17 protein-coding genes are annotated in these 20,507 nt (G+C 65.8%); 11 read left to right on the plus strand and 6 right to left on the minus strand.

Annotated features, from left to right (window positions below; translation table 11 throughout):
• Window positions 1–49 precede the first annotated feature (49 nt).
• Window positions 50–1,024 carry an HTH-type transcriptional regulator CysB gene (gene cysB / locus PotMrB4_RS09275; RefSeq protein ID WP_044401568.1) on the plus strand — a complete coding sequence of 325 codons (975 nt, stop codon included), beginning with the start codon at window positions 50–52 and terminating at the stop codon, window positions 1,022–1,024.
• 48 nt (window positions 1,025–1,072) lie between these two features.
• On the opposite strand, the gene PotMrB4_RS09280 is transcribed toward cysB, so the two are convergent.
• Window positions 1,073–1,348, minus strand: coding sequence for a hypothetical protein (locus tag PotMrB4_RS09280; protein WP_172433076.1), 276 nt, complete (start codon window positions 1,346–1,348; stop codon window positions 1,073–1,075).
• Between the two features lie 4 nt (window positions 1,349–1,352).
• Window positions 1,353–2,087, minus strand: a complete 735-nt coding sequence (locus tag PotMrB4_RS09285; protein WP_074968774.1) for a phosphoadenylyl-sulfate reductase — start codon at window positions 2,085–2,087, stop codon at window positions 1,353–1,355.
• A gap of 192 nt (window positions 2,088–2,279) precedes the next feature.
• Between PotMrB4_RS09285 and thrH the strand changes: the two genes are divergently transcribed.
• Window positions 2,280–2,897, plus strand: coding sequence for a bifunctional phosphoserine phosphatase/homoserine phosphotransferase ThrH (thrH, locus tag PotMrB4_RS09290; protein ID WP_044402055.1), 618 nt, complete (start codon window positions 2,280–2,282; stop codon window positions 2,895–2,897).
• Window positions 2,898–2,950: 53 nt separating this feature from the next.
• Here thrH and pabB read toward each other — a convergent pair whose 3' ends face one another.
• The gene (gene pabB / locus PotMrB4_RS09295; protein ID WP_172433077.1) at window positions 2,951–4,291 is read right to left on the minus strand and encodes an aminodeoxychorismate synthase component I; all 1,341 of its coding nucleotides are present in this window, start codon (window positions 4,289–4,291) and stop codon (window positions 2,951–2,953) included.
• A 256-nt stretch (window positions 4,292–4,547) separates the two neighbouring features.
• Here pabB and PotMrB4_RS09300 point away from each other — a divergent pair, with 256 nt between their 5' ends.
• From PotMrB4_RS09300 to PotMrB4_RS09330, 7 genes are all read left to right on the plus strand, one after another.
• Window positions 4,548–7,259 carry a LuxR C-terminal-related transcriptional regulator gene (locus PotMrB4_RS09300; RefSeq protein WP_232060811.1) on the plus strand — a complete coding sequence of 904 codons (2,712 nt, stop codon included), beginning with the start codon at window positions 4,548–4,550 and terminating at the stop codon, window positions 7,257–7,259.
• A complete protein-coding gene (locus PotMrB4_RS09305) occupies window positions 7,256–9,955 on the plus strand; it encodes a helix-turn-helix transcriptional regulator (protein ID WP_394354028.1) in 2,700 nt (899 codons plus the stop codon). The genes PotMrB4_RS09300 and PotMrB4_RS09305 overlap by 4 nt, the downstream gene beginning before the upstream one ends.
• Window positions 9,956–10,197: 242 nt before the next feature.
• Window positions 10,198–10,638 (plus strand): DUF6160 family protein, encoded by a 441-nt coding sequence (locus PotMrB4_RS09310; protein ID WP_044401583.1) that lies wholly within the window; start codon window positions 10,198–10,200, stop codon window positions 10,636–10,638.
• Between the two features lie 87 nt (window positions 10,639–10,725).
• Window positions 10,726–11,487, plus strand: a complete 762-nt coding sequence (locus PotMrB4_RS09315; protein WP_044401586.1) for a C39 family peptidase — start codon at window positions 10,726–10,728, stop codon at window positions 11,485–11,487.
• A 78-nt stretch (window positions 11,488–11,565) separates the two neighbouring features.
• Window positions 11,566–12,573 carry a transporter gene (locus PotMrB4_RS09320; RefSeq protein ID WP_172433080.1) on the plus strand — a complete coding sequence of 336 codons (1,008 nt, stop codon included), beginning with the start codon at window positions 11,566–11,568 and terminating at the stop codon, window positions 12,571–12,573.
• A gap of 16 nt (window positions 12,574–12,589) precedes the next feature.
• Entirely contained in the window at window positions 12,590–14,182 is a 1,593-nt protein-coding gene (locus PotMrB4_RS09325; RefSeq protein ID WP_172433081.1) for an outer membrane protein transport protein, read from the plus strand.
• Window positions 14,182–15,333: a MalM family protein gene (locus PotMrB4_RS09330; protein WP_172433082.1), complete on the plus strand. Its 1,152-nt coding sequence runs from the start codon at window positions 14,182–14,184 to the stop codon at window positions 15,331–15,333. Before PotMrB4_RS09325 ends, PotMrB4_RS09330 begins: the two co-directional genes overlap by 1 nt.
• 83 nt (window positions 15,334–15,416) lie before the next feature.
• On the opposite strand, the gene PotMrB4_RS09335 is transcribed toward PotMrB4_RS09330, so the two are convergent.
• From PotMrB4_RS09335 to rloA, 3 genes are read right to left on the minus strand one after another with little or no spacing between them, the layout of a single operon-like run.
• On the minus strand, window positions 15,417–16,403 hold the full coding sequence (locus PotMrB4_RS09335; protein WP_142010918.1) for an alpha-L-glutamate ligase-like protein: 987 nt from the start codon (window positions 16,401–16,403) through the stop codon (window positions 15,417–15,419).
• Window positions 16,404–16,407: 4 nt separating this feature from the next.
• Window positions 16,408–17,934, minus strand: coding sequence for an osmotic stress tolerance membrane protein RloB (rloB, locus tag PotMrB4_RS09340; protein ID WP_044401600.1), 1,527 nt, complete (start codon window positions 17,932–17,934; stop codon window positions 16,408–16,410).
• Window positions 17,935–17,939: 5 nt separating this feature from the next.
• Complete coding sequence (rloA, locus tag PotMrB4_RS09345) at window positions 17,940–18,479, minus strand: retropepsin-like aspartic peptidase RloA (RefSeq protein WP_172433083.1); 540 nt, start codon at window positions 18,477–18,479, stop codon at window positions 17,940–17,942.
• Between the two features lie 297 nt (window positions 18,480–18,776).
• Here rloA and PotMrB4_RS09350 point away from each other — a divergent pair, with 297 nt between their 5' ends.
• Window positions 18,777–19,514: a GntR family transcriptional regulator gene (locus PotMrB4_RS09350; RefSeq protein ID WP_044401606.1), complete on the plus strand. Its 738-nt coding sequence runs from the start codon at window positions 18,777–18,779 to the stop codon at window positions 19,512–19,514.
• Window positions 19,511–20,398, plus strand: coding sequence for a methylisocitrate lyase (gene prpB / locus PotMrB4_RS09355; protein WP_172433084.1), 888 nt, complete (start codon window positions 19,511–19,513; stop codon window positions 20,396–20,398). Before PotMrB4_RS09350 ends, prpB begins: the two co-directional genes overlap by 4 nt.
• Window positions 20,399–20,507: the final 109 nt, after the last annotated feature.

Below are 20,507 nucleotides of genomic sequence, written 5' to 3' on the forward strand. Positions count from 1 at the left end.
AAAAGGTCACCGACCACCTACGCGTCGCCATCTGCTCTGAGGGACATCTATGAAGCTTCAGCAACTGCGCTACATCTGGGAGGTGGCGCACCACGACCTGAACGTCTCAGCCACCGCGCAGAGTCTCTATACCTCGCAGCCGGGTATCAGCAAGCAGATCCGCCTGCTCGAAGACGAGCTGGGTGTCGAGGTCTTCGCCCGCAGCGGCAAGCACCTGACCCGCGTGACACCCGCCGGGGAGCGGATCATCAACACGGCCGGCGAGATCCTCCGCAAGGTCGAAAGCATCAAGCAGATCGCCCAGGAGTTCTCCAACGAGAAGAAGGGCACCCTCTCCATCGCCACCACCCACACCCAGGCGCGCTATGCGCTGCCGCCAGTGATCAGCAGCTTCATCCGCCAGTACCCCGATGTGTCTCTGCACATGCACCAGGGCACCCCGATGCAGATCGCCGAGATGGCCGCCGATGGCACTGTCGACTTCGCCATTGCCACCGAAGCCCTGGAGCTGTTCGGCGACTTGGTGATGATGCCCTGCTACCGCTGGAACCGCTGCGTGATCGTGCCCCAGGGCCACCCCCTGGCCAAGCTGCCGAAGCTGACCCTGGAAGCCCTGGCGGAGCATCCCATCGTCACCTACGTATTCGGGTTCACCGGGCGCTCCAAGCTGGACGAAGCCTTCAGCCACCGCGGCCTCACGCCGAAGGTGGTGTTCACCGCGGCTGACGCGGACGTGATCAAGACCTACGTGCGCCTGGGCCTGGGCGTCGGCATCGTGGCGAAGATGGCGGTCGATGCGAAGCTGGACAGCGACCTGGTGGTGCTGGATGCCAGTGAACTGTTCGAGTCCAGCGTGACCAAGATCGGCTTCCGCCGTGGCACCTTCCTGCGCGGCTTCATGTGCGACTTCATCGAGAAGTTCGCCCCCCACCTGACCCGCGAGATGCTCGCCAAGGCCGTGCAGTGCCACAACAAGGTGGAACTGGACGAACTGTTCCAGGACGTCGAACTGCCCACCTACTGATTCGCCCCCATCAACGAACAAGCCCGGCAATCGCCGGGCTTGTTCGTTTCAGCCTGCCTCCAGGACCTCGTGGAGAAATTCGTGGAAGACGGTGTAGACCCGCTCGCGGCCGTCGTCCGTTCGCACCACGAAGAAGGGGGCGCTGCCCACGCCGTAGAGCTGCGCCGCGATCCAGCCCAGGCCGGCGGGGTCGCGCTCGTCCGCCACCAGGGTGCGGTCGATGCGTGGCAGGTGGTTACCCCGTTCCAGCAGCCGCATCACATCCTTGCACTTGGCACAGGCCGTTCCATCGGCCAGGACCTTGGTCACCAGGGTGATGCGCATCCTGTCACTCCCGAGCGATCAGATTGCCGGCGTGCAGCCCGCATTCCTTCTGGGTGGCTTCCTCCCACCACCAGCGGCCTTCGCGCTCATGCTGGTTGGGCAGCACCGGGCGGGTGCAGGGCTCGCAGCCGATGCTGATGAAACCGCGCTCGTGCAGCGGGTTGTAGGGGATCTCCAGCATGCGGATGTAGGCCCAGACCTCTTCGCTGCTCATCTGCGCCAAGGGGTTGAACTTGTAGAGAGGCTTCTCCGGCGTGGAGAAGGCACCGTCCACTTCCACGGCAGCCACCTTGCTGCGGGTGCCGGGGCTCTGGTCGCGGCGCTGGCCGGTGGCCCAGGCGCTGACGCCCGAGAGCTTGCGCCGCAGCGGCGCGATCTTGCGGATGCCGCAGCATTCCTCGTGGCCGTCCTTGTAGAAGCTGAACAGACCCTTCTCACGGACGAAAGGCTCCAGCTTGGCGGCGTCGGGGGAGAGCACCTCGATGGCGATGCCGTAGTGCTCGCGGACCTTGTCGATGAAGCGGTAGGTCTCCGGGTGCAGGCGGCCGGTATCCAGGCTGAACACCTTCACGTTCTTGTTCAGCTTCCAGGCCATGTCCACCAGGACCACGTCCTCGGCGCCGCTGAACGAGATCCACAGGTCGTCGCCAAACTGCTCGAAGGCGAACTTGAGGATTTCCTGGGGGGATTTGCTGGCGTAGGACGCAGCAATATCGGTGACGTCGAAGGGATGGCTCATCAGGCGGACTTCCTACTGGCTACGGCGCTACGCGCTCTGTGGCGGCGGATGGTAGCAAAAGCCATTTATGCGCCTAAATAACCATACGGAAGGTGGACTGCCTGTTTCGGGTATAAGGCCCCGCGTTGCGTGCCCGACGAGGGAAAGGCTAGAGTGCCGCCTCCTTTACAAGCCAATAACGGGGAAATGCTCGTGGAAATCGCCTGTCTCGACCTTGAAGGTGTGCTGGTTCCTGAAATCTGGATCGCCTTCGCCGAAAAAACCGGAATCGAAGCGCTCAAGGCCACTACCCGCGACATCCCCGACTACGACGTGCTGATGAAGCAGCGCCTGCGCATCCTCGACGAGCACGGCCTGAAGCTGTCCGACATCCAGGAAGTGATCGCCACCCTCAAGCCGCTGGACGGCGCGGTGGAGTTCGTCGACTGGCTGCGTGAGCGCTTCCAGGTGGTCATCCTTTCCGACACCTTCTACGAGTTCTCCCAGCCGCTGATGCGCCAGCTGGGCTTCCCGACCCTGCTGTGCCACCGCCTGATCACCGACGAGACCGACCGCGTCGTCGGCTACCAGCTGCGCCAGAAGGACCCGAAACGCCAGTCCGTGATCGCCTTCAAGAGCCTCTACTACCGCGTGATCGCCGCCGGCGACTCGTACAACGACACCACCATGCTCTCCGAAGCCCATGCCGGCATCCTCTTCCACGCACCGGAGAACGTCATCCGCGAGTTCCCGCAGTTCCCGGCGGTGCACACCTACGAGGACCTCAAGCGCGAGTTCCTCAAGGCGTCCAACCGCCCGCTGAGCCTCTGAGCCCAGCCATGAAAAAGCCCGCGCAAGCGGGCTTTTCTGTCTCTGGCACCGGCCTACAGCGCTTCCAGGGTACGCAGCAGGACCTGGACCTTGGTGATCGACTCGCGGTATTCCGCCTGCCAGTCCGAGTCGGCCACGATGCCGCCGCCGCCCCAGCAGCTCGCCTGGCCGTCCTTCACCAGCAGGGTGCGGATGGCGATGGAGCTGTCCATCTCCCCCCGCACGTCCAGGTACAGCAGCGAGCCGCAGTAGATCGAGCGGCGCGTCGGCTCCAGCTCGTCGATGATCTCCATCGCGCGGATCTTTGGCGCCCCGGTGATGGAGCCGCCGGGGAAGCTGCCCGCCAGCAGGTCCAGCGCGTCCTTGCCTTCGGCCAGCTCGCCGCGAACGGCGCTGACCAGGTGATGGACGTTGGGGTAGCTCTCCAGCGCGAACAGCTCCGGCACCCTCACGCTGCCGATGCGGCAGCTGCGCCCGAGGTCGTTGCGCAGGAGGTCGACGATCATCAGGTTCTCCGCGCGGTCCTTCGGGCTGCCAAGCAGGTCGTCGGCCTGTGCCAGGTCCTCGTCCGGGGTCAGGCCGCGCGGGCGCGTGCCCTTGATCGGGCGGGTCTCCACCTGGCCCTGGCTCAAGCGGATGAAGCGTTCGGGGGACAGGCTGACGATCGCACCGGCTTCCAGCGCCAGGTAGCCCGAGAAGGGGGTCGGACAGGCGCCGCGCAGCGCCAGGTAGGCGCCCCAGGGGTCGCCGTCACAGGGGGCCTGGAAGCGTTGGGTGAAGTTCACCTGGTAGCAGTCCCCGGCACGGATGTAGGCCAGGATGCGTTCGATGCCCCGACGGTAATCCGCCTCGCTGATGCTGGCCGCGAAGGGTGCCTTGAGGCGGAAGGCGCCTGCTGGCTGCGCCGTTGGCTCGCTCAGCAATTGGATAAGCCGAGTGCGTTCGTCATCGGCGAGTGCAGGGTGGAAGACCAGTTGGCTGGTGCGGCGCTCATGGTCGCTCACCAGTGCCCAGGCATACAGGCCCAGTCGGGCGTCGGGCAGCGCCAGGTCGTCCTGGGTCTGTGCAGGCAGGCACTCCAGGCGGCGGCCGAAGTCGTAGGCGAAATAGCCGATCAATCCGCCCGTGAATGGCAGCTCCACGCCGCCCGGCGCTTCGCAGCGCCCCAACTGGCGCAGCGCCGTGCGGAGGCGATCAGCGAAGTCGTTGGCCGATTCGTCGTCGCCCGGCGCAAGTTCTGCCAATGGCCAGGCGCTGAATAGGTCATAGCGTCCACGGCTGGCACCGGGTCGCCCCGCGTCCAGCAGTACCGCCCCGGGTGCATGGCGGATGCGTGAGAAGCGCATTCCCGGGTCTTCATGATAGGGCAGGGGGTGTACGAGACAGTTGGGCATAGGGCAAGGCAAGCAGGGCGACAGCGGATTCTAGGGAAACTCTGAAAAAGTTCCAATTTTGCCTTGTAGCCGTCCCGGACGCGGCATGCTTGCCAGGGTGAAACGGACATTTTCAAGACCGCCCCAGGTACGGCTGTAGAGTCGATGCTAGAGCGATTTCCTAAGTTTACGCAGGAATTGCATTCTGATAATTATGGACAGGTCCCGCGGGGGGAACTCCCCGTCCCACAATGATAAAGACACAGGGATACAGGCCGTGGATGCAGTTCTCGACCCCGCAGCCGGCAGCTTCTTGCGCTCGCAAACGATGACGCCCCAGGCGTCTGCCGGCTATTTGCCGCGACCGCAGATCCAGGCGGCCATGGCGGCATACCCTCAAGCTCGACTGCTGCTGTTCTCGGCTCCGGCCGGTTTCGGCAAGAGCACCGCCCTGGCTTCGCTTGCCGAACAACGTCGGCAGGCCGGCAGCCTCGTGGCCTGGCTCTCGCTGGGCAGCGAGGACGACGATCCCGCGCGTTTCTTCCTGAAGCTCAGCCATGCGCTGGACGAGGCTGTGCCCGGCCTGGCCGATCCTGCCCGCGCCTTCCTGCAGAACACCATGCAAGTGCCCGTCGCAGCGGTGCTGGAGAGCCTGCTGGTGGGGCTTTCCGCCCTCGACCAGCCGCTGCTGCTGGTGCTGGACGACCTGCACCTGGTCACTGATGCCGAAATCTTCAATGCCCTGAGCCGATTGGTGAAGCTGGCGCCACCGGGTTTCAGCCTGGCCATCGGCAGCCGTTCCCTGCCGCCGATGAACCTGGCCACCCTGCGGGCCAAGGGCTGGCTGCTGGAGGTGGGGCTTGACGAATTGCGCCTGACCGAGGACGAAACCCGCGCCTACCTGGAGCGCAGTGGCATCGTGTTGGACGCCACCACCCTGGCCGCACTGCACCAGCGCACCGAGGGCTGGATGATCGGCGTGCACCTGGCCAGTCTCTGGCTGCGCCACCAGCCCCAGGCCGCCGAGCAGGTGCAGACCCTGGGTGCCGATCAGGCCGCCGTGGGTGACTACCTGCTCACCTCCGTGTTCGAGCAACTGCCCGCCGACCTGCAGGAAGCCCTGCTGGCCCTGGGCATCGCCAGCCAGCTCAGTGGCGACCTGGCCAATGCCCTCACCGGGCGCAGCGATGGCCAGGCCCTGCTGGAGCGGCTGGAGACCATGCAGCTGTTCCTCCTGCCCCTGGACCGCGAGCGCCAGTGGTACCGCTTCCACCACCTGTTCGCTGACTTCCTCCGGGGCCGGTTGCGCGCCCGCGACCCGGACCGCTTCCAGCAGCTGCACTTCAACGCCAGCCTGTGGTTCACCAACCACCACATGCAGAACCTCGCCATCGAGCACGCCTGCCTGGCCGAGGACCCCGAGATGCTCGCGGCCCTGGTGGACGGCTGCGGCCTGGAGCTGATCAACCGTGGTCAGCTCAACCAGATCTACCGCTGGCGCCAGCAGGTGCCGGACGACATCGCTGCGCGCTATCCCACCCTGGTGCTGGCCGACGTGTGGAACCGCGCCACCGAACTGGCGCTGCCCGAAGCCAACCAGATGCTCGACGACCTGCTCGCCCGCTGGGGCGGGGAGGGCGGCCAGGCTCCCCTCAGCGACAAATACCTGGCAGCCCTGGCGGTCAAGGCTGCCATCGCCCTGCAGAAGGATGATCTCGATCTGTGCGTGACGCTGGCGCGCAAGGTCGAAGGCCACCTGGGCCAGAACGAGGCCTTCCTCGAAGTGGCCATGCTGGTCATCGGCGCCCTGGCGCTGTCGATCCTCGCCCAGCCCGACCAGGCCCGCCGCTTGCTGGCCCTGGCGCAGCAACGCAACCACTTCCTCGAAGGGCGCTACCTCGACATGCAACTGGGCAACGTCGAGGTGCTGCTCGCCCTGGAGCAGGGCCAGGTCAAGCAGGCACAGCTGCTCCACGAGCAGATGCGCGCGCGCCTGGTGCCGCTGTTCGACGAGCGCTCCCGTGCCCTGGCCCTGCCCGCCATCATCGAAGCGCTGATCGCCTACCACCAGGGCCGCCTGGACGGCCTGGAGGAGCGCCTGCGCTGGGCCCTCGGGCATGTCGACGTGATCAAGCCGATCGACATCTACGCCCAGGGCATGTTGTTCCTCGCCCGTGTCCAGCGCATGCAGGACCGCTCCAAGGAGGCCCAGGCCACCCTGGTGCTGATGCAGAACCTCGCCGCACGCAACCAGTCCTGGCGCTTCTATGCCCAGGCGGTGGCCGACGAGGTGACGCTGATCCTGCAGGAGCCGGCCACCGACCGCATCAAGCGCGCCGAGCAGCGCCTCAAGACCGTGGACTGGGACAAGCTCGCCGCCGACTACGTCCGCCGCGGCTTCAACCCGGTGCTCTGGACCCAGGGCCTGTTGCGGGTGCGCCTGCAGCAGGCGCGGGGGCACTACAGCGAGGCACTGCACGAGATCAACCAGTTGCGCGCCCAACTACTGCCCGGCTGGCACGGCCTGCAGCGCTTGCGGCTCGACCTGCTGGCAGCGCTGAGCTACCAGCGCCTCGGCTACCAGGAGCGCGCCCACAGCCTGCTGGTGCAATGCCTGCTGAGTGCCGAGCGTGAAGGCATCCGCAGCCTGTTCGTCGAAGAGGGCGACGCCATCCGCTTGCTGCTGCAACAGCTGGAGGCGGCCGAGCGCCAGCCCTCCCTGCAGGGCTTCATCCGCGAATTGCTGGCCATCTGGCCGGGGCAGGACGTACGCAAGGCCCAGGACGTGCTGGAGGAGGGGCTGACCGAGCGTGAGCGCGAGGTCGTGCTGCTGGCCGCCGAAGGGCTTTCCAACGAGGAGATCGGCCAGCAGCTCTCGCTGGCCCTGGGGACCGTCAAATGGCACCTGCACAACATCTACGAGAAGCTCAAGGTGCGCAATCGCACCCAGGCCATCCGTCGGGCCCGGGAACTGGGGCTGCTGCAGTGAGCAGCGTCAGCCAGCCGTTCCACCTGCTGCGCACCAAGCTCTACCCGCCGGAAGTCGGCGGGCAGCCGCGCCTGCCGCGCCAGGCGCTGATCGACCGCCTGTGGGAGGCGCGTGAGCGTCGCGTGCTGGTGCTCAGCGCGCCGGCCGGCTTCGGCAAAAGCACCGTGCTCAGCCTGTTCCGCGAGGCCCTGCAGCGCGAGGGCGCGCGGGTTGCCTGGCTCTCCTGCGACGAGTCGGACAGCGAGCCGCAGCGCCTGCTGCAGTACCTGGTGGCTGCCGTCGAGGCGGTGATCCCCGGTTTCGGCGCCAACACCGCCGGCCTGCTCTGTGGTGAGGTGAACTGGCCGGTAGAGGCCATCATCGACGCCTTCGTCAGCGACCTGCAGCGCCTGGAGGGCGAGCTGTACCTGATGCTCGACGACTTCCACCGCATCCGCCACGCCAGCCTGGAGCAGGGCGCCCGCCACCTGGTGGAGCGCCTGCCCCGCAACGTGCACCTGATCAGCAGCACCCGCTTCACCCCGCGCAGCCTGTTCGTCGAGAACGAAGCCTTCATGCTCCAGGCCGAGGACCTGCGCCTGTCCCTGGAGGAGACCGAAGCCTACTTCCGTGACGTGCGCCCGCTGGAACTCAGCCGCAGCGAGCTCAAGCAACTGCACGCACGCACCGAGGGCTGGATCACCGCCCTGCACCTGGCCAGCCTGGCGCTGGCGCGGCATCCCGATCGCACGGCCTTCCTCGCCAGCCTCAGCGGCACCGAGCGCAACATCGCCGACTACCTGGCCGAGGACGTGGTCAACAGCCTGCCGGTGACCTTGCAGCAGTTCCTCGACCAGACCTCGGTGCTGGACGAATTCTGTGCCGACCTGTGCAACGCCCTGACCGGCCGGCGTGACGGCCTGGACATGCTGATGCGCCTGCAGCGCGAGCAGCTCTTCGTCATCGCCCTGGACGAGCAGGGCGAGTGGTTCCGCTACCACCACCTGTTCGCCGAGTTCCTCCAGGGGCGCCTGGCGCGACACGGCGACAGCGCGACCTTGCTGCACGCCGCCGCCCGCTGGTGCGAAAGCCATGACCTGCCCGACCGGGCCATCAAGTACGCCCTGCGCGGGCGCGATTTCGGCTTTGCTGCCGAGTTGCTGGAGCGCCAGGGGGCGCGGCTCATTGCCGGCAACCGGGTCTACGGCATCCTCTCCATGCTCAAGGACGTGCCGGCGGAGGTGATCCGCGAGCACCCGGTGTTCCAGATCTTCTACGCCTGGCAGCTGGCCTTCGAGCAGAAGTTCGCCGAGTCCGAGGCGCTGATCGAAGAAGTCAGCACGCGCCTGCTGCAGGGGCGCGGCAAGGTCATCCACTTTGGACTCGGCGAGCTGCTGGCCGCATCCCAGGTGCTCAAAGCCCTGGTGCTGCTCTACCAGGACAAGCTGGAAGCCTGCCTCAAGGTGGCCCGTCAGTGGCTGGCCATGGTGCCGGACAACCAGCCGGTGTTCCGTGCCAGCCTCGCCTGCGTGCAGGCAGCGGCCTATGCGTTGCTGGGGGAATTCGGTGATGCCGCCGGCTCCATTGCCGCAGCGCGGGAGTGCCTGCGCCTGGTGGACAGCGAATACCTGCACGTCATGACCAGCCTGATCGAGTCACTGATCTGCAAGGAGAGCGGCGAACTGGAGCGTGGGCGCTCCATCGCCGAAGTCGCCCGGGGCCGTGTCGAGCGCGTGTTCGGCCGCCGCAGCCGGGTTGGCGGGCCGCTGGTGCTGGCCTACGCCGACCTGCTCTATGAGCAAGACCGCCACGCCGCCGTGCTGGCCGAATTGCCCCTGGCCACCACCTGGCGCGACGTGGCCACGCCGGTGGAGCTGATCAGCCGTGGTCAGCTGGTGATGGCGCGGGCGCGGTTCTTCGCCGGTGAGTCGGAGCTGGCTCTCAATCAACTGGACGACTGGCTCGCCGGGCTTCAGGGCCCTGGCTACGAGCGGGTCTTCGCCCATGGCATGAGCTGCAAGGTGCAGTTCCTGCTCTGGCTGCGCCGGCCCAACGAGGCCGAGCGGGTCTGCCTGCAGCTGGAACGCCACCTGGCGCCGTTGTCCCAGGCCCGTTATGCCGACGCCCATACGGTGCTGGCGCTTTCCCAGGCACGGCTCGCCCTCAGTGAGCGCCGGCCGGAGAAGGCCCAGTCCGTGCTGGAGGCCTGCCTGGCGCGGCAGGGCGCGGAACACCAGCGTGACCGCCGCCTGCGCCTGTCGCTGTTACTTTCCGTGGCGTACTGGCGCAAGGGTAACAGCGACAAGGCATTCGCCCTGTTCCAGCCCGTGCTGGAAGAGGCCTGGAACCGGGGCTACCGGCGCCTGTTCCAGGACGACGCGCTCTGGTTGCTGCCGTTGTGGGAGGCCTGGCGTGCTGCCGAGCCCAAGCGGGCCGGGGTCTGGCAGGGGTTGGCCGACAACCTGCGCGAGCAGTGCCGCCGCCTCAACGTCGATCCGGAGACCTTCGACGACAACCAGGACATCAGCCACCGGGAGCGGGAGATCCTCCGTTTCGTTGCGGCCGGCTTGTCGAACCGTGACATCGCCCAGGCGGTTCACCTCTCCGAAGCCACCATCAAGTGGCATTTGCACAACCTGTTCGCCAAGTTGGGCGTGCGCAGCCGCACCCAGGCGGTGCTCAAGGGCAAGAGCCTGGGCCTGCTCAGCGAGGCCTGATGAGATCAATGCGGTAGCGACTCGCCATCCTCCATCCCTTGGATGGGCTGGCAGCCGGGCAGGCGCTCGGTAACGTGGAATCAGGTCGGGGCACTCTGTGTGCTCCGAGTCCAAAGCGGGAGCGCATAGGGAAGCAGCGCCTGCTATGGAGATCGGCCAGGCCGATCCAACTGTCGCTGATGAGGAGGTAGGCGGCAGGCCCCCGGGGCAACCCACCTGTGAGAATCTTGGAGATAAAAACAATGAAAAGCTTCAAACAACTGGCTCTCGCCGCTGCTGTGCTCGCTGCTCCGTTCATGGCCCAGGCTGATTTGAAAGCCATGGATGACTCGGCCCTCTCGGGCGTCACCGGTCAGGATGGCATCAGCATCTCCGGTAACTTCAACGGCACCATCGGCAGCGTCGTCTACACCGACAAGGAAGGCTCCGCTTCCGGCAGCCTGCGCCTGGACACCATCGCCTTCACCGGCTTCAACATCTCCGACAGCGCCCCGATCCTGGTCGACGTGATCGACGGCGGTGCCGGCGGCAATGACAAGCTGCAGATCACCCTGCCGACCATCACCGGTCAGCTCAGCGTCGGCGCCATCCGCATGGGTGATGCCACTGCTGCCAGCATCGGCTCCCTGGCCGTCAACGACATGAACCTGGCCGGCACCACCATCAAGGTCTGGGGTCACTGATCCGCGCGCACGACCTGTAGTCCGGAAGGTCCCGTCGAGCCCCGTCGGCGGGGCCTTCCTTGTCGCAAGTCCTGATTCGGAACGGCAATGATCGAGATACTGGTTGGCAGCCTGCTGGGCCTGTTCGGCTTCACCCAGGCCGTGGACACCAAGCCGCAGCCCCAGGGTTCCGTGAACCTGACGCAGTCGCTCGCGCCCAACGGTCCTTACCGGGAGACCGTGAACATCGAGCCGATGAGCCAGTTGCAGTTCCGCAATGTGATCCGCCAGGCGTACGACTACAGCTGTGGCTCGGCCGCATTGACCAGCCTGCTGGACTACTACCTGGGGCGTAACCTGCAGGAGCGCCAGGTGATGGAGGGGCTGCTGCGCTATGGCGAGGCGGACAAGATCGTCGAGCGGAGGGGGTTCTCCCTGCTGGACATGAAGCGCTTCGTCACCGCCCTGGGCTACAAGAGCGGCGGTTTCCGCGCCGAATTCGAGGACCTCGACAAGCTGGAGCACCCGGCGCTGGTCCCGATCCACTACGGCGGCTTCAAGCATTTCGTGGTGGTGCGCGACGTCTACAACGATCACGTGTTCATCGCTGACCCTGCCCTGGGGAACATCAGCTTCACCCGCACCCGATTCGAAGAAGTGTGGGACCAGAACGTGCTGTTCGTGATCTACCCGACCGGTGCGGAACCGCGTAACGCGATGGCCCTGACCGAGCGCGACCTGCGCCTGGTGGATGACAGGACCATCAGCCTCCTGGCGTTCCAGCAGTTTCCGCAGATCACCAAGTTCACCGAAAACCAGTTGGACGAGTTGGGCTCGGGAGGCGATATCCGTTACTACCGACGCAAGTGAGCGTGCCGTCGGCAGGCCGTCCCGGCCAGTAAAAAGAAGAACCCGCATAAGTTAGAAAAATAACCAGGGGACCGTGCCATGGGAGTGAGGGGTTATGCATGGCTGGCCATGCTGGCGCTGGGCGCCTGCGGGCCGCTGTGGGCCGAGGAGAGCTCGGTGGACGATGCGCGTGAGGCGCTGAGCAAGAAGGACGGTGACGCCGACAGCGCCAAGGCGCTGGAGCAGGTGTTCCAGGCATCGGAGAAGAGCTACACGCTGCTGAAGAAGGGCGAGCGCACGCTCACCTACGGCTTCGACTACTCGCTGACCCGGGATGTGCAGATCGAGCAGGTGCGCACCGGGAACAACGTGTACAGCGTGATCCCGCGCAGCGAGGCCCAGCACACCTTCACCAACTCCTTCACCTTCGACTATGGCGTCTGGGACAACCTCACCTTCAGCGTGCGGCTGCCCTTCATCGCCAAGTACGACACCGAGCGTGACGTGAACGTCTACAGCCTGGGCGATGTGTCCGCCAGCCTGCGCTGGCAGCCCTGGTCGGCCACCCGTGGCAAGCCGGTCACCACGCTGTTCGCCACCCTTGGCCTGCCCACCGGCGAGAGCCCCTACGACATCAACCGCGAGTCGGACCTCTCCACCGGCAACGGCTACTACAGCCTGGGCGTGGGGGCCAACACCTCCTATGTGATCGACCCGGTCGTGCTGTTCGGCTCGGTCGGCTACACCTACAACATGCCGGTGCACAACATCCACCAGAACGTCGGCGGGCGAGAACTGGTGGACGTGGACCCAGGCGGCACTCTGTCCATGAGCATGGGTTTCGCCTACGCGCTGTCCTATGACGTCTCCCTGGCCACCTCCTACCAGATGGCCTACAACACGCGCCCTACCTACACCTTCTCCGACGGCAACAAGGCCGAAGGCAGCGAGCAGACCAGCGCAGTCATGAACTTCTCGCTCGGCCTGCGGACCTCGCCGGACTACATCGTCAACATCAACGCCGGCTTCGGCATGACCGAGGACTCCCCGGACGTGATGCTCGGGTTCTCCGTTCCCCTGGACATCAAAGGCCTGAAGGCCCAGTAACCGGCGAGGCGACGACATGACGATGCGTATTTCGCCGCTGGCCTTGGCGCTGGCGGGGGTGGGGCTCGGTTGGGCGGGGGGCGTGCAGGCGCAGTTGGCCAACGACCTGACCATCGGCAACCCCAAGGCCATGGCCATGGCCAATGCCGTGACGGCCGACTCCACCGGGATCGATGCGGTGCACTACAACCCGGCGGCCCTGGTCAAGCTCAAGGGCCGGCAGACCACGGTGAAGGTGATCGCCGGGGTGATGGACATCCGCGCCAAGTTCGATGCGCCCGCCGACTATGGCTTCTTCGGCTACAAGAACGACAGCGTGGCCGGCGCCAGCAGCCGCACCCTCACACCGGCCATGTACCTGCCCGGCATGGGCGGCATGACCGACATGCCGCTGCTGGCAGCCCCGCTGGCGGGGCTGTCGATCAACCCGCCGGGCTCCAAGTTCACCTTCGCCACCAACGTCTACGCGCCCATGGCGCTGGGCTACTCGCGGGACTCGGACAGCGACCCGGCCCGCTTTCAGGGGCGCCAGGTGGCGATTCAGCGCATCACCTACTTCTCGCCCTCGGTGGGCTACCAGGTGAACGACGAGCTGGCCCTTGGGCTGTCGGTGGGGTTCTCCCACCAGGCCATGGCGCTCAACCAGGACTTCCGTGCGCCGGGGATGCTCACCGGCCTCGCGGCCATGGCCCACGACGTGCTGTGCAAACCGGGCCTGGGTGACATGATCGGCCCCATTTTCAACGTCTGCGGCGGACGCATCGGCCCCTTCGACTCGCTCGCCAACCTGGACCTGGACATGCAGGAGTCGCTGTCGCCCACCTGGAACATCGGCGTGCTCTGGGAGCCCACCGACTGGTTCGCCTGGGGCGCCACCTACCAGAGCGAGGCCCGTATGCACCTGCAGGGCAAGTACCGGGTGGACTACTCCAGGGAGTGGCAAGGGTTCTGGAGCGGCTTCCAGTCGGCGGTGTTCGGCCAGATCCTCAGCCCGCTGTTCCCGTATGGGCGTACCGACGAGGAGAGCGGCAACGCCACGCTGACCATGACCTACCCGGACAACTTCTCCACCGGGATCAAGATCAAGCCGTTCGAGCGCTGGCAGTTCAACTTCGACCTGAAGTGGTCCGGCTACAGCGACTGGAACGAGTTCGAGATCGAGTTCGACCGCGAACTGGACATGCTGCGCATCGCCAAGACCTTCGGGGGCGGCAAGGCCACCGCCACCAGCATCACCCTGGACCGCGGCTACCGCGACACCTGGAGCTGGGCGGTGGGGGCGCAGTACGACGTGACCGACCGCCTGGCCCTGCGCGCCGGCTACGAGTTCCGCCCCTCGGCCATTCCGGACGACAAGGCCGACGTGCTGGCCCCCATCGGCGATGCCCACCTCTACGGGCTCGGCCTGGGCTACCGCTGGGACAAGGACACCACCATCGACCTGGGGATGAACTACTTCGTCACCACCCAGCGGACCCCCGCTGGCGAGAGCTGCAACATGAACTGCGTTGGCCTGGACAAGATGGTCTACAACCCCTACGCCGGGATGAACGTGGAGACCTCGGTCAAGGCACTGATCATGGCATTCACCTACACGACGACCTTCTGATGAAGACGCTCATCCCCGTCCTGCTCGCCTTCTCCATCCTGCCGACGGCCCAGGCCAGCGGCGGGCGCTACCTGACCTGGATCGATGACAACGGCCGCGTGCACAACAGCTTCGTCGACGACCGCTACAGCCAGCAGCAGCAGGAGGCGGCCCGGCGCGTCAGCCGCAGCGACCTGGAGCGGCTGAAGGAGCAGGGCGCGGCCGGCTGGGGCGCGGCGGGTGGCGAGCAGAAGCGTCGCTACTTCACCTGGGTGGATGCCAGCGGCAACCTGCAGAACAGCTTCTACGCCGCCGGCCAGGTGCCGGCGGGCCAGCGTGACTACCTGCTGCCCAGCGGGCACCGCGCGGGCGAGTACATCGATGCCGACGTGCTGGAAGGGCGCGGCTACTCCCGCCCGGAGAACGGCACCGGTTACTACACCTGGGTGGACGACCAGGGGCGCACCCACAACTCGCCGGTGCCGCCGAAGGACGGCACCAGGGCGGTGGCCAGCGTCGGCCAGCCAGTGGCCTACACCGAGAGCCGCGAGGTGGTGTTCGAGCGCAAGACGCCGATCCTCCCCGCCCTGGACGGGCAACCCAACGAAGCCATGAAGGCCCTGCTGGAAGGCAGCGAGGAGCGCAGTCGCGTGCTCTACCAGGAGCTGGTGGACCAGTGTTGCGGCCAGTTGTCCGATTCGGCCTTCACCGAGCTGTCCCCCGAGGAACCGCGCTACGAGGAGCTGAACCGCTTCTCGCCGAGCTTCACCTTCCCCATGGGGCGCAGCTACTACGCCGCCGTGCGTCTGCCGCGCTCGGGGCGGGAGTACGGCTTGCGCATCCGCAGCTTCGCCAATCGCCAGGTGGTCTACCCGTCGATCCTCTTCCTCGACGAGGCCAAGCGGCCGACCCGACTGGTGAGCGACGCGGTGTACCAGCTCCACGGCGAGACCTGGTACCGCTACGCCTACATCGAAGGCACCGTGCAGGTCCGCGCCAACCAGGGCGAGCGCTATGCCCTGTTGCTCACCACCGACGAGGATCGCGCGGTGAAGACCCTGGACAACAAGCCCTACAAGCGCCCGCTGCAGGACCTCTCCCTGAACGAGACCGGCATGCAGGTGCATGAGCACTCGGATGAGGGGGCGTTCGAGCTGGCCATCGTGCGGTAGTGCTTGTCGCTCGGTGGCCGAGTCGCGACCGCCCATGAAAAAGCCCGGCATCGAGCCGGGCTTTTTCATGGGGGCGGGGCGGGTCAGATTTCCGTCGGCCGTACGTTGCCGAACAGCGCCTGGGAAAAGCGCACGCGCTCTTCCGGGGACTCCTGGATGCCCTTGGCCTTCAGCTCTTCGAGGCGTGCCTCGACGGCGTGGGCGCGGTGGGTCAGGCCGCAGTCGTTGGCGATCTGGATGTTCAGGCCCGGGCGGGCGTTCAGTTCCAGGATCAGCGGGCCCTTGTCCACGTCCAGCACCATGTCCACGCCGATGTAGCCCAGGCCACACAGCTCGTAGCAACCGGCCGCCAGCTTCATGAAGCCGTCCCAGTTGGGCAGCTGCACGCCGTCCACCGCGTTGGTGGTGTCCGGGTGCTTGGCGATCTTGTTGTTCAGCCAGGTGCCGCGCAGGGTGATGCCGGTGGCGAGATCGACGCCCACGCCGATGGCGCCCTGGTGCAGGTTGGCCTTGCCGCTGGACTGGCGGGTGGGCAGGCGCAGCATCGCCATCACCGGGTAACCCATCAGCACGATGATGCGGATGTCCGGCACGCCTTCGTAGCTGATGCTCTTGAAGATCGGGTCCGGGGTCACGCGGTACTCGATCAGCGCGCGGTCGCGGTGCCCGCCGAGGGAGTAGAGGCCGGTGAGGATCGAGGAGATCTGATGCTCGATCTCCTCGTGGCTGATGATCTTCCCGGAGACGGTCTTGTAGCGGCCTTCGAAGCGGTCGGCGATCACCAGGATGCCGTCGCCACCGGCGCCCTGCGCCGGCTTGATCACGAAGTCGTTGCGCTCGCCGATGATCTCGTCGAGCTTGTCGATCTCCTTCTCGGTGGAAATGATCCCGTACATCTCGGGTACGTGGATCCCCGCCTCGATGGCGCGCTGCTTGGTGATGATCTTGTCGTCGACGATCGGGTACAGGTGCCGTTTGTTGTACTTCAGCACGTAGTCCGCGTTGCGTCGGTTGATGCCCATGATCCCTTTGGCTTCAAGGGCTTTCCACGTCTTGATCAGGCCGAACATGGGCTCAGTCCTTCACGAAGGCTTTGAAGCGGAACAGTTCGGTCAGGCGGTAGCCGCGGTAGCGACCCATCGCCAGCATGAAGCCCACCAGGATCAGCAGCACCGCCGGGAATGTGAAGATGAAGTAGGTCAGCTCCGGCACGGTCATCAGCAGGTGCGCCAGGGTGGCGGCGAACAGCGTACCGATGGCGACCTTGAAGGCATGGCCACCGCCGCGCTCTTCCCAGGTGATGGACAGGCGCTCGATGGTCATGGTCAGGATCACCATCGGGAACAGGGCGACGGACAGGCCGCGCTCCAGGCCGAGCTTGTGGCTGAGCAGGCTGATCACCGCGATGAGGATCACCACGAACGTCAGCACCACCGACAGGCGCGGCAGCATCTGCAGCTTGAGGTGCTCCAGGTAGGAGCGCAGCGACAGGCCCAGCGCCGTGATGATGGTGAACAGGGCGATGCCGAAGCCCAGCTGGGTCTCGCGGAAGGCCAGGGCGATCAGCACCGGGGTGAAGGTGCCGAGGGTCTGCAGGCCGCCGAGATTGCGCAGGATGAGGATCACCAGCACACCGATCGGGATCATGATCATGATCTGGTAGGTCTGCTGGGTCTGCAGCGGCAGGCCGTACAGGGAGTATTCGAGGAAGTCGGCGTCGGTGTTCTCGTCGGTCAGCTTGGCCAGGCGGATGGCGTTCATCTCGCTGTTGTTCAGGCTGAAGGTCACCTGGGCCTTCTTGCCGCCGTCGACGGTGATCAGCGGCTCGTCGCCGGTCCACCACACCAGGCGGTCACCCGGCAGGCCCTGCTGGCCGGTCTCGGGGTTGAAGTAGAGCCAGCTCTCGCCGTTGAAGCTGCGCAGCCAGAGCTCGGGGCTCTGCGGCTGGTCGGCGGCCAGGCGGATGGTGTGCACGCGCTCCATCGGCACGTGGGCGATGGACAGCAGCAGTTCGATGACCTTGGCCTTGTTCGGCGTACCGGCGTCGCCGCCGAGCAGCAGCTTGACGTTGTCATCGTTGACGTTGTTGACGCGCTTGATGGTCTCGCTGATGAAGGTCTCGACGTCGGCCGAGTGCTGGCGGATGGGCGCCAGCAGGGCTTCGGCGGCGATCTTCTCGGCGCCTTCCACCGGGATGCTGTCGCGGAAGATCGGCCCCTTGTCCTTGGGCTTCTCGCCGCTGTAGCGCTTGGTCAGCACCAGGCGGTAGTAGAGGGTCTGGTTGCCACTGGCGCGGCGGGCGGACCAGGTCACCTTGCGGTTGCCGTCCACGCGGTTGATGCTCACGCCGTAGTTGTTGGAGATGAAGCTCTCGTTGAGGCTGACGTAGTCCCGGTTCAGCGGCGGCACGAACATCTGCACCTTGATCGGGTCGCGCGGGCTGGCCTGGAATTCGACCTTGGCGTCGATGTTCCAGAGGTCGTCGGTCTCATCCTCGGTGATCGGGATGCCCTGAATGAAGATCTGGTAGGCCGTTATCAGAACGCCCAGGGTCACCAGCAGGGTGATGAGGACTTTCAGATGCAGGGTAAGAGAGCGCATGTGAGTTACTCGGCAGCGTTTGCGTCAGTGGCACAGCCGGGTTGGCCGGCAGCGTATTTAAGGCTCGGGTCGACCAGTGCATCGAAGCGCTTGAGTGCCTCGGAACCGATCAGGAGCGGGTATTGGAAAGCGCTTCGGTCGGTGAGGTTCACTTCGATCCGCCGCAGGGCGCCGCCCATGCACACGTCCAGTTCGATGACCGGGCGTGCGGTGTAACGGTTGTCGTCTTCCTCGGGGTCGTAGTCGCCGGCACGCCGCTTGATCTTGCTGATGCGCGCCAGGGGGCGCTCGATCGGGTGGGCGTGGGCGTCGTCGATGGCCAGGTAGAAGCGTACCCACGACTCTCCGTTCTTCTTGAAACGCTTGATTTCGCGGGCGCTGAGGGAGGCGGTCTTGGCCCCGGTGTCCAGCTTGGCAGCGATCACCAGGTCAAGGTCGGAAAGGCGGGCGTATTCGTTCAGACCGTAGACGGTCTTGCCGTTGGCGAGGCTGAGGTCTGGCAGGCTCGCCAGGCACAGGAGCAGGGCTAGTGGCTTGTAAGTCATGGGTCCTTGGATGCGGTTCGGGATCCTGATGCCCGGCGCAAGGACCAAAGCCCCGGCGTCTGGCGAAAGAGTCTAGCAAGCAAAACGGTGGCGCCTCGCCAGGCGCATGAGGCGCGCATTCTAGCATGTGGGTTTTCTGCGGCGACAGACGGCCCGCGCGCTTTGTGAAGGCGGTGGCGCCTTTATATGAATTTTTCGCGACACTCGACCATTGTCGACAATGTGGGTCTTTGGTTTGACAGTAAATGGCCTTGGGCGTACTTTTCGGCGCATCTGAAATTAAATGTGTCGACAATCATGGCTGCCACCCTGGAAACTCCCCTGGCTGTGACCGAAGACTCGGAAACCCTCTCCGAGCACGTCTTCCGTCGTATCCAGGCCGCCATCATCCGGGGCGAGATTGCGCCGGGCAGCAAGATCTCCGAGCCGGAGCTTGCGCGTACCTACGGCATCAGCCGTGGCCCGCTGCGCGAAGCCATCCACCGTCTGGAAGGGCAGAAGCTGCTGGTGCGCGTGCCCCACGTCGGCGCGCGGGTGGTGTCGCTGAGCCCCACCGAGCTGATCGAGCTGTACGAGATCCGCGAGTCCCTCGAAGGCATGGCCTGTCGCCTGGCTGCCGAGCGCATGACCCAGGCGGAGATCGACGAGCTGCGCCGGGTGCTGGATACCCATGAGCGCGACGAGGCCTTCCAGGCCGGGCGTGGCTACTACCAGCAGGAAGGCGACTTCGACTTCCACTACCGGATCATCCAGGGCAGCGGCAACCAGACCCTGACCCGCATGCTCTGCGGCGAGCTGTACCAGCTGGTGCGCATGTACCGCATCCAGTTCTCCGCCACGCCGAACCGCCCGCGCCAGGCCTTTGCCGAACACCACCGCATTCTCGATGCCATCGCCGACCGAGACGGCGAGCTGGCCGAGCTGCTGATGCGCCGTCACATCGGCGCCTCCAAGCGAAACATCGAGCGCCACTACGGCTCCCAGAACGGGCAGGACGCGCTCGCCAACCCCTCCCACACCCGAGGTGATTCATGACCCAGCTCTCCGCCGGCCAGCGTTTCCGCCAGGCCCTTGCCGAAGAAAGCCCGCTGCAGGTGATCGGTGCGATCAACGCCAACCATGCGCTGCTGGCCAAGTGTGCCGGTTTCCGTGCCATCTACCTCTCCGGTGGTGGCGTGGCGGCCGGCTCCCTGGGCCTGCCGGACCTGGGCATCAACACCCTGGACGACGTGCTCACCGACGTGCGCCGCATCACCGATGTCTGTGACCTGCCGCTGCTGGTGGACATCGACACCGGCTTCGGCCCGAGCGCCTTCAACATCGAGCGCACGGTGAAGAGCCTGATCAAGGCCGGCGCTGCCGCGGCGCACATCGAGGACCAGGTCGGCGCCAAGCGCTGCGGCCACCGACCGGGCAAGGAGATCGTTTCCTGCGAGGAAATGGTCGACCGCGTGCGTGCCGCCGCTGACGCCCGGACCGATCCGGACTTCTTCCTCATCGCCCGCACCGATGCCATCCAGGCCGAGGGCGTGGACGCCGCCATCGAGCGCTGCAAGCGCTACGTGGAGGCCGGTGCCGACGGCATCTTCGCCGAGGCCGCCTACGACCTGCCCACCTACGCGCGTTTCGTCAAGGAACTGAACGTGCCGGTGCTGGCCAACATCACCGAGTTCGGCGCCACCCCGCTGTTCACCCGTGACGAGCTGGCCTCGGTTGGCGTGGCCATCCAGCTCTACCCGCTGTCGGCCTTCCGCGCGGCCAACAAGGCGGCGGAAGCCGTGTACACCGCCATTCGCCAGAGTGGCCACCAGAAGGACGTGATCGAGCTGATGCAGACCCGCGCGGAGCTTTACGACCGCATCGGCTACCACGCCTTCGAGCAGAAGCTCGACGCGTTGTTCGCCGCCGGCAAGAAGTAGAACCAGCAAGGTCGTAGGGTGGGCTTCAGCCCACCGTGTCAGCGCTGTTGGTGGGCTGAAGCGGATCGCCGCCCGCCCCACCCTACTCAGCGCGCAACAGAACAAAAAG

The sequence above is a fragment of the Metapseudomonas otitidis genome, from assembly GCF_011397855.1.
Lineage (GTDB): Bacteria > Pseudomonadota > Gammaproteobacteria > Pseudomonadales > Pseudomonadaceae > Metapseudomonas > Metapseudomonas otitidis.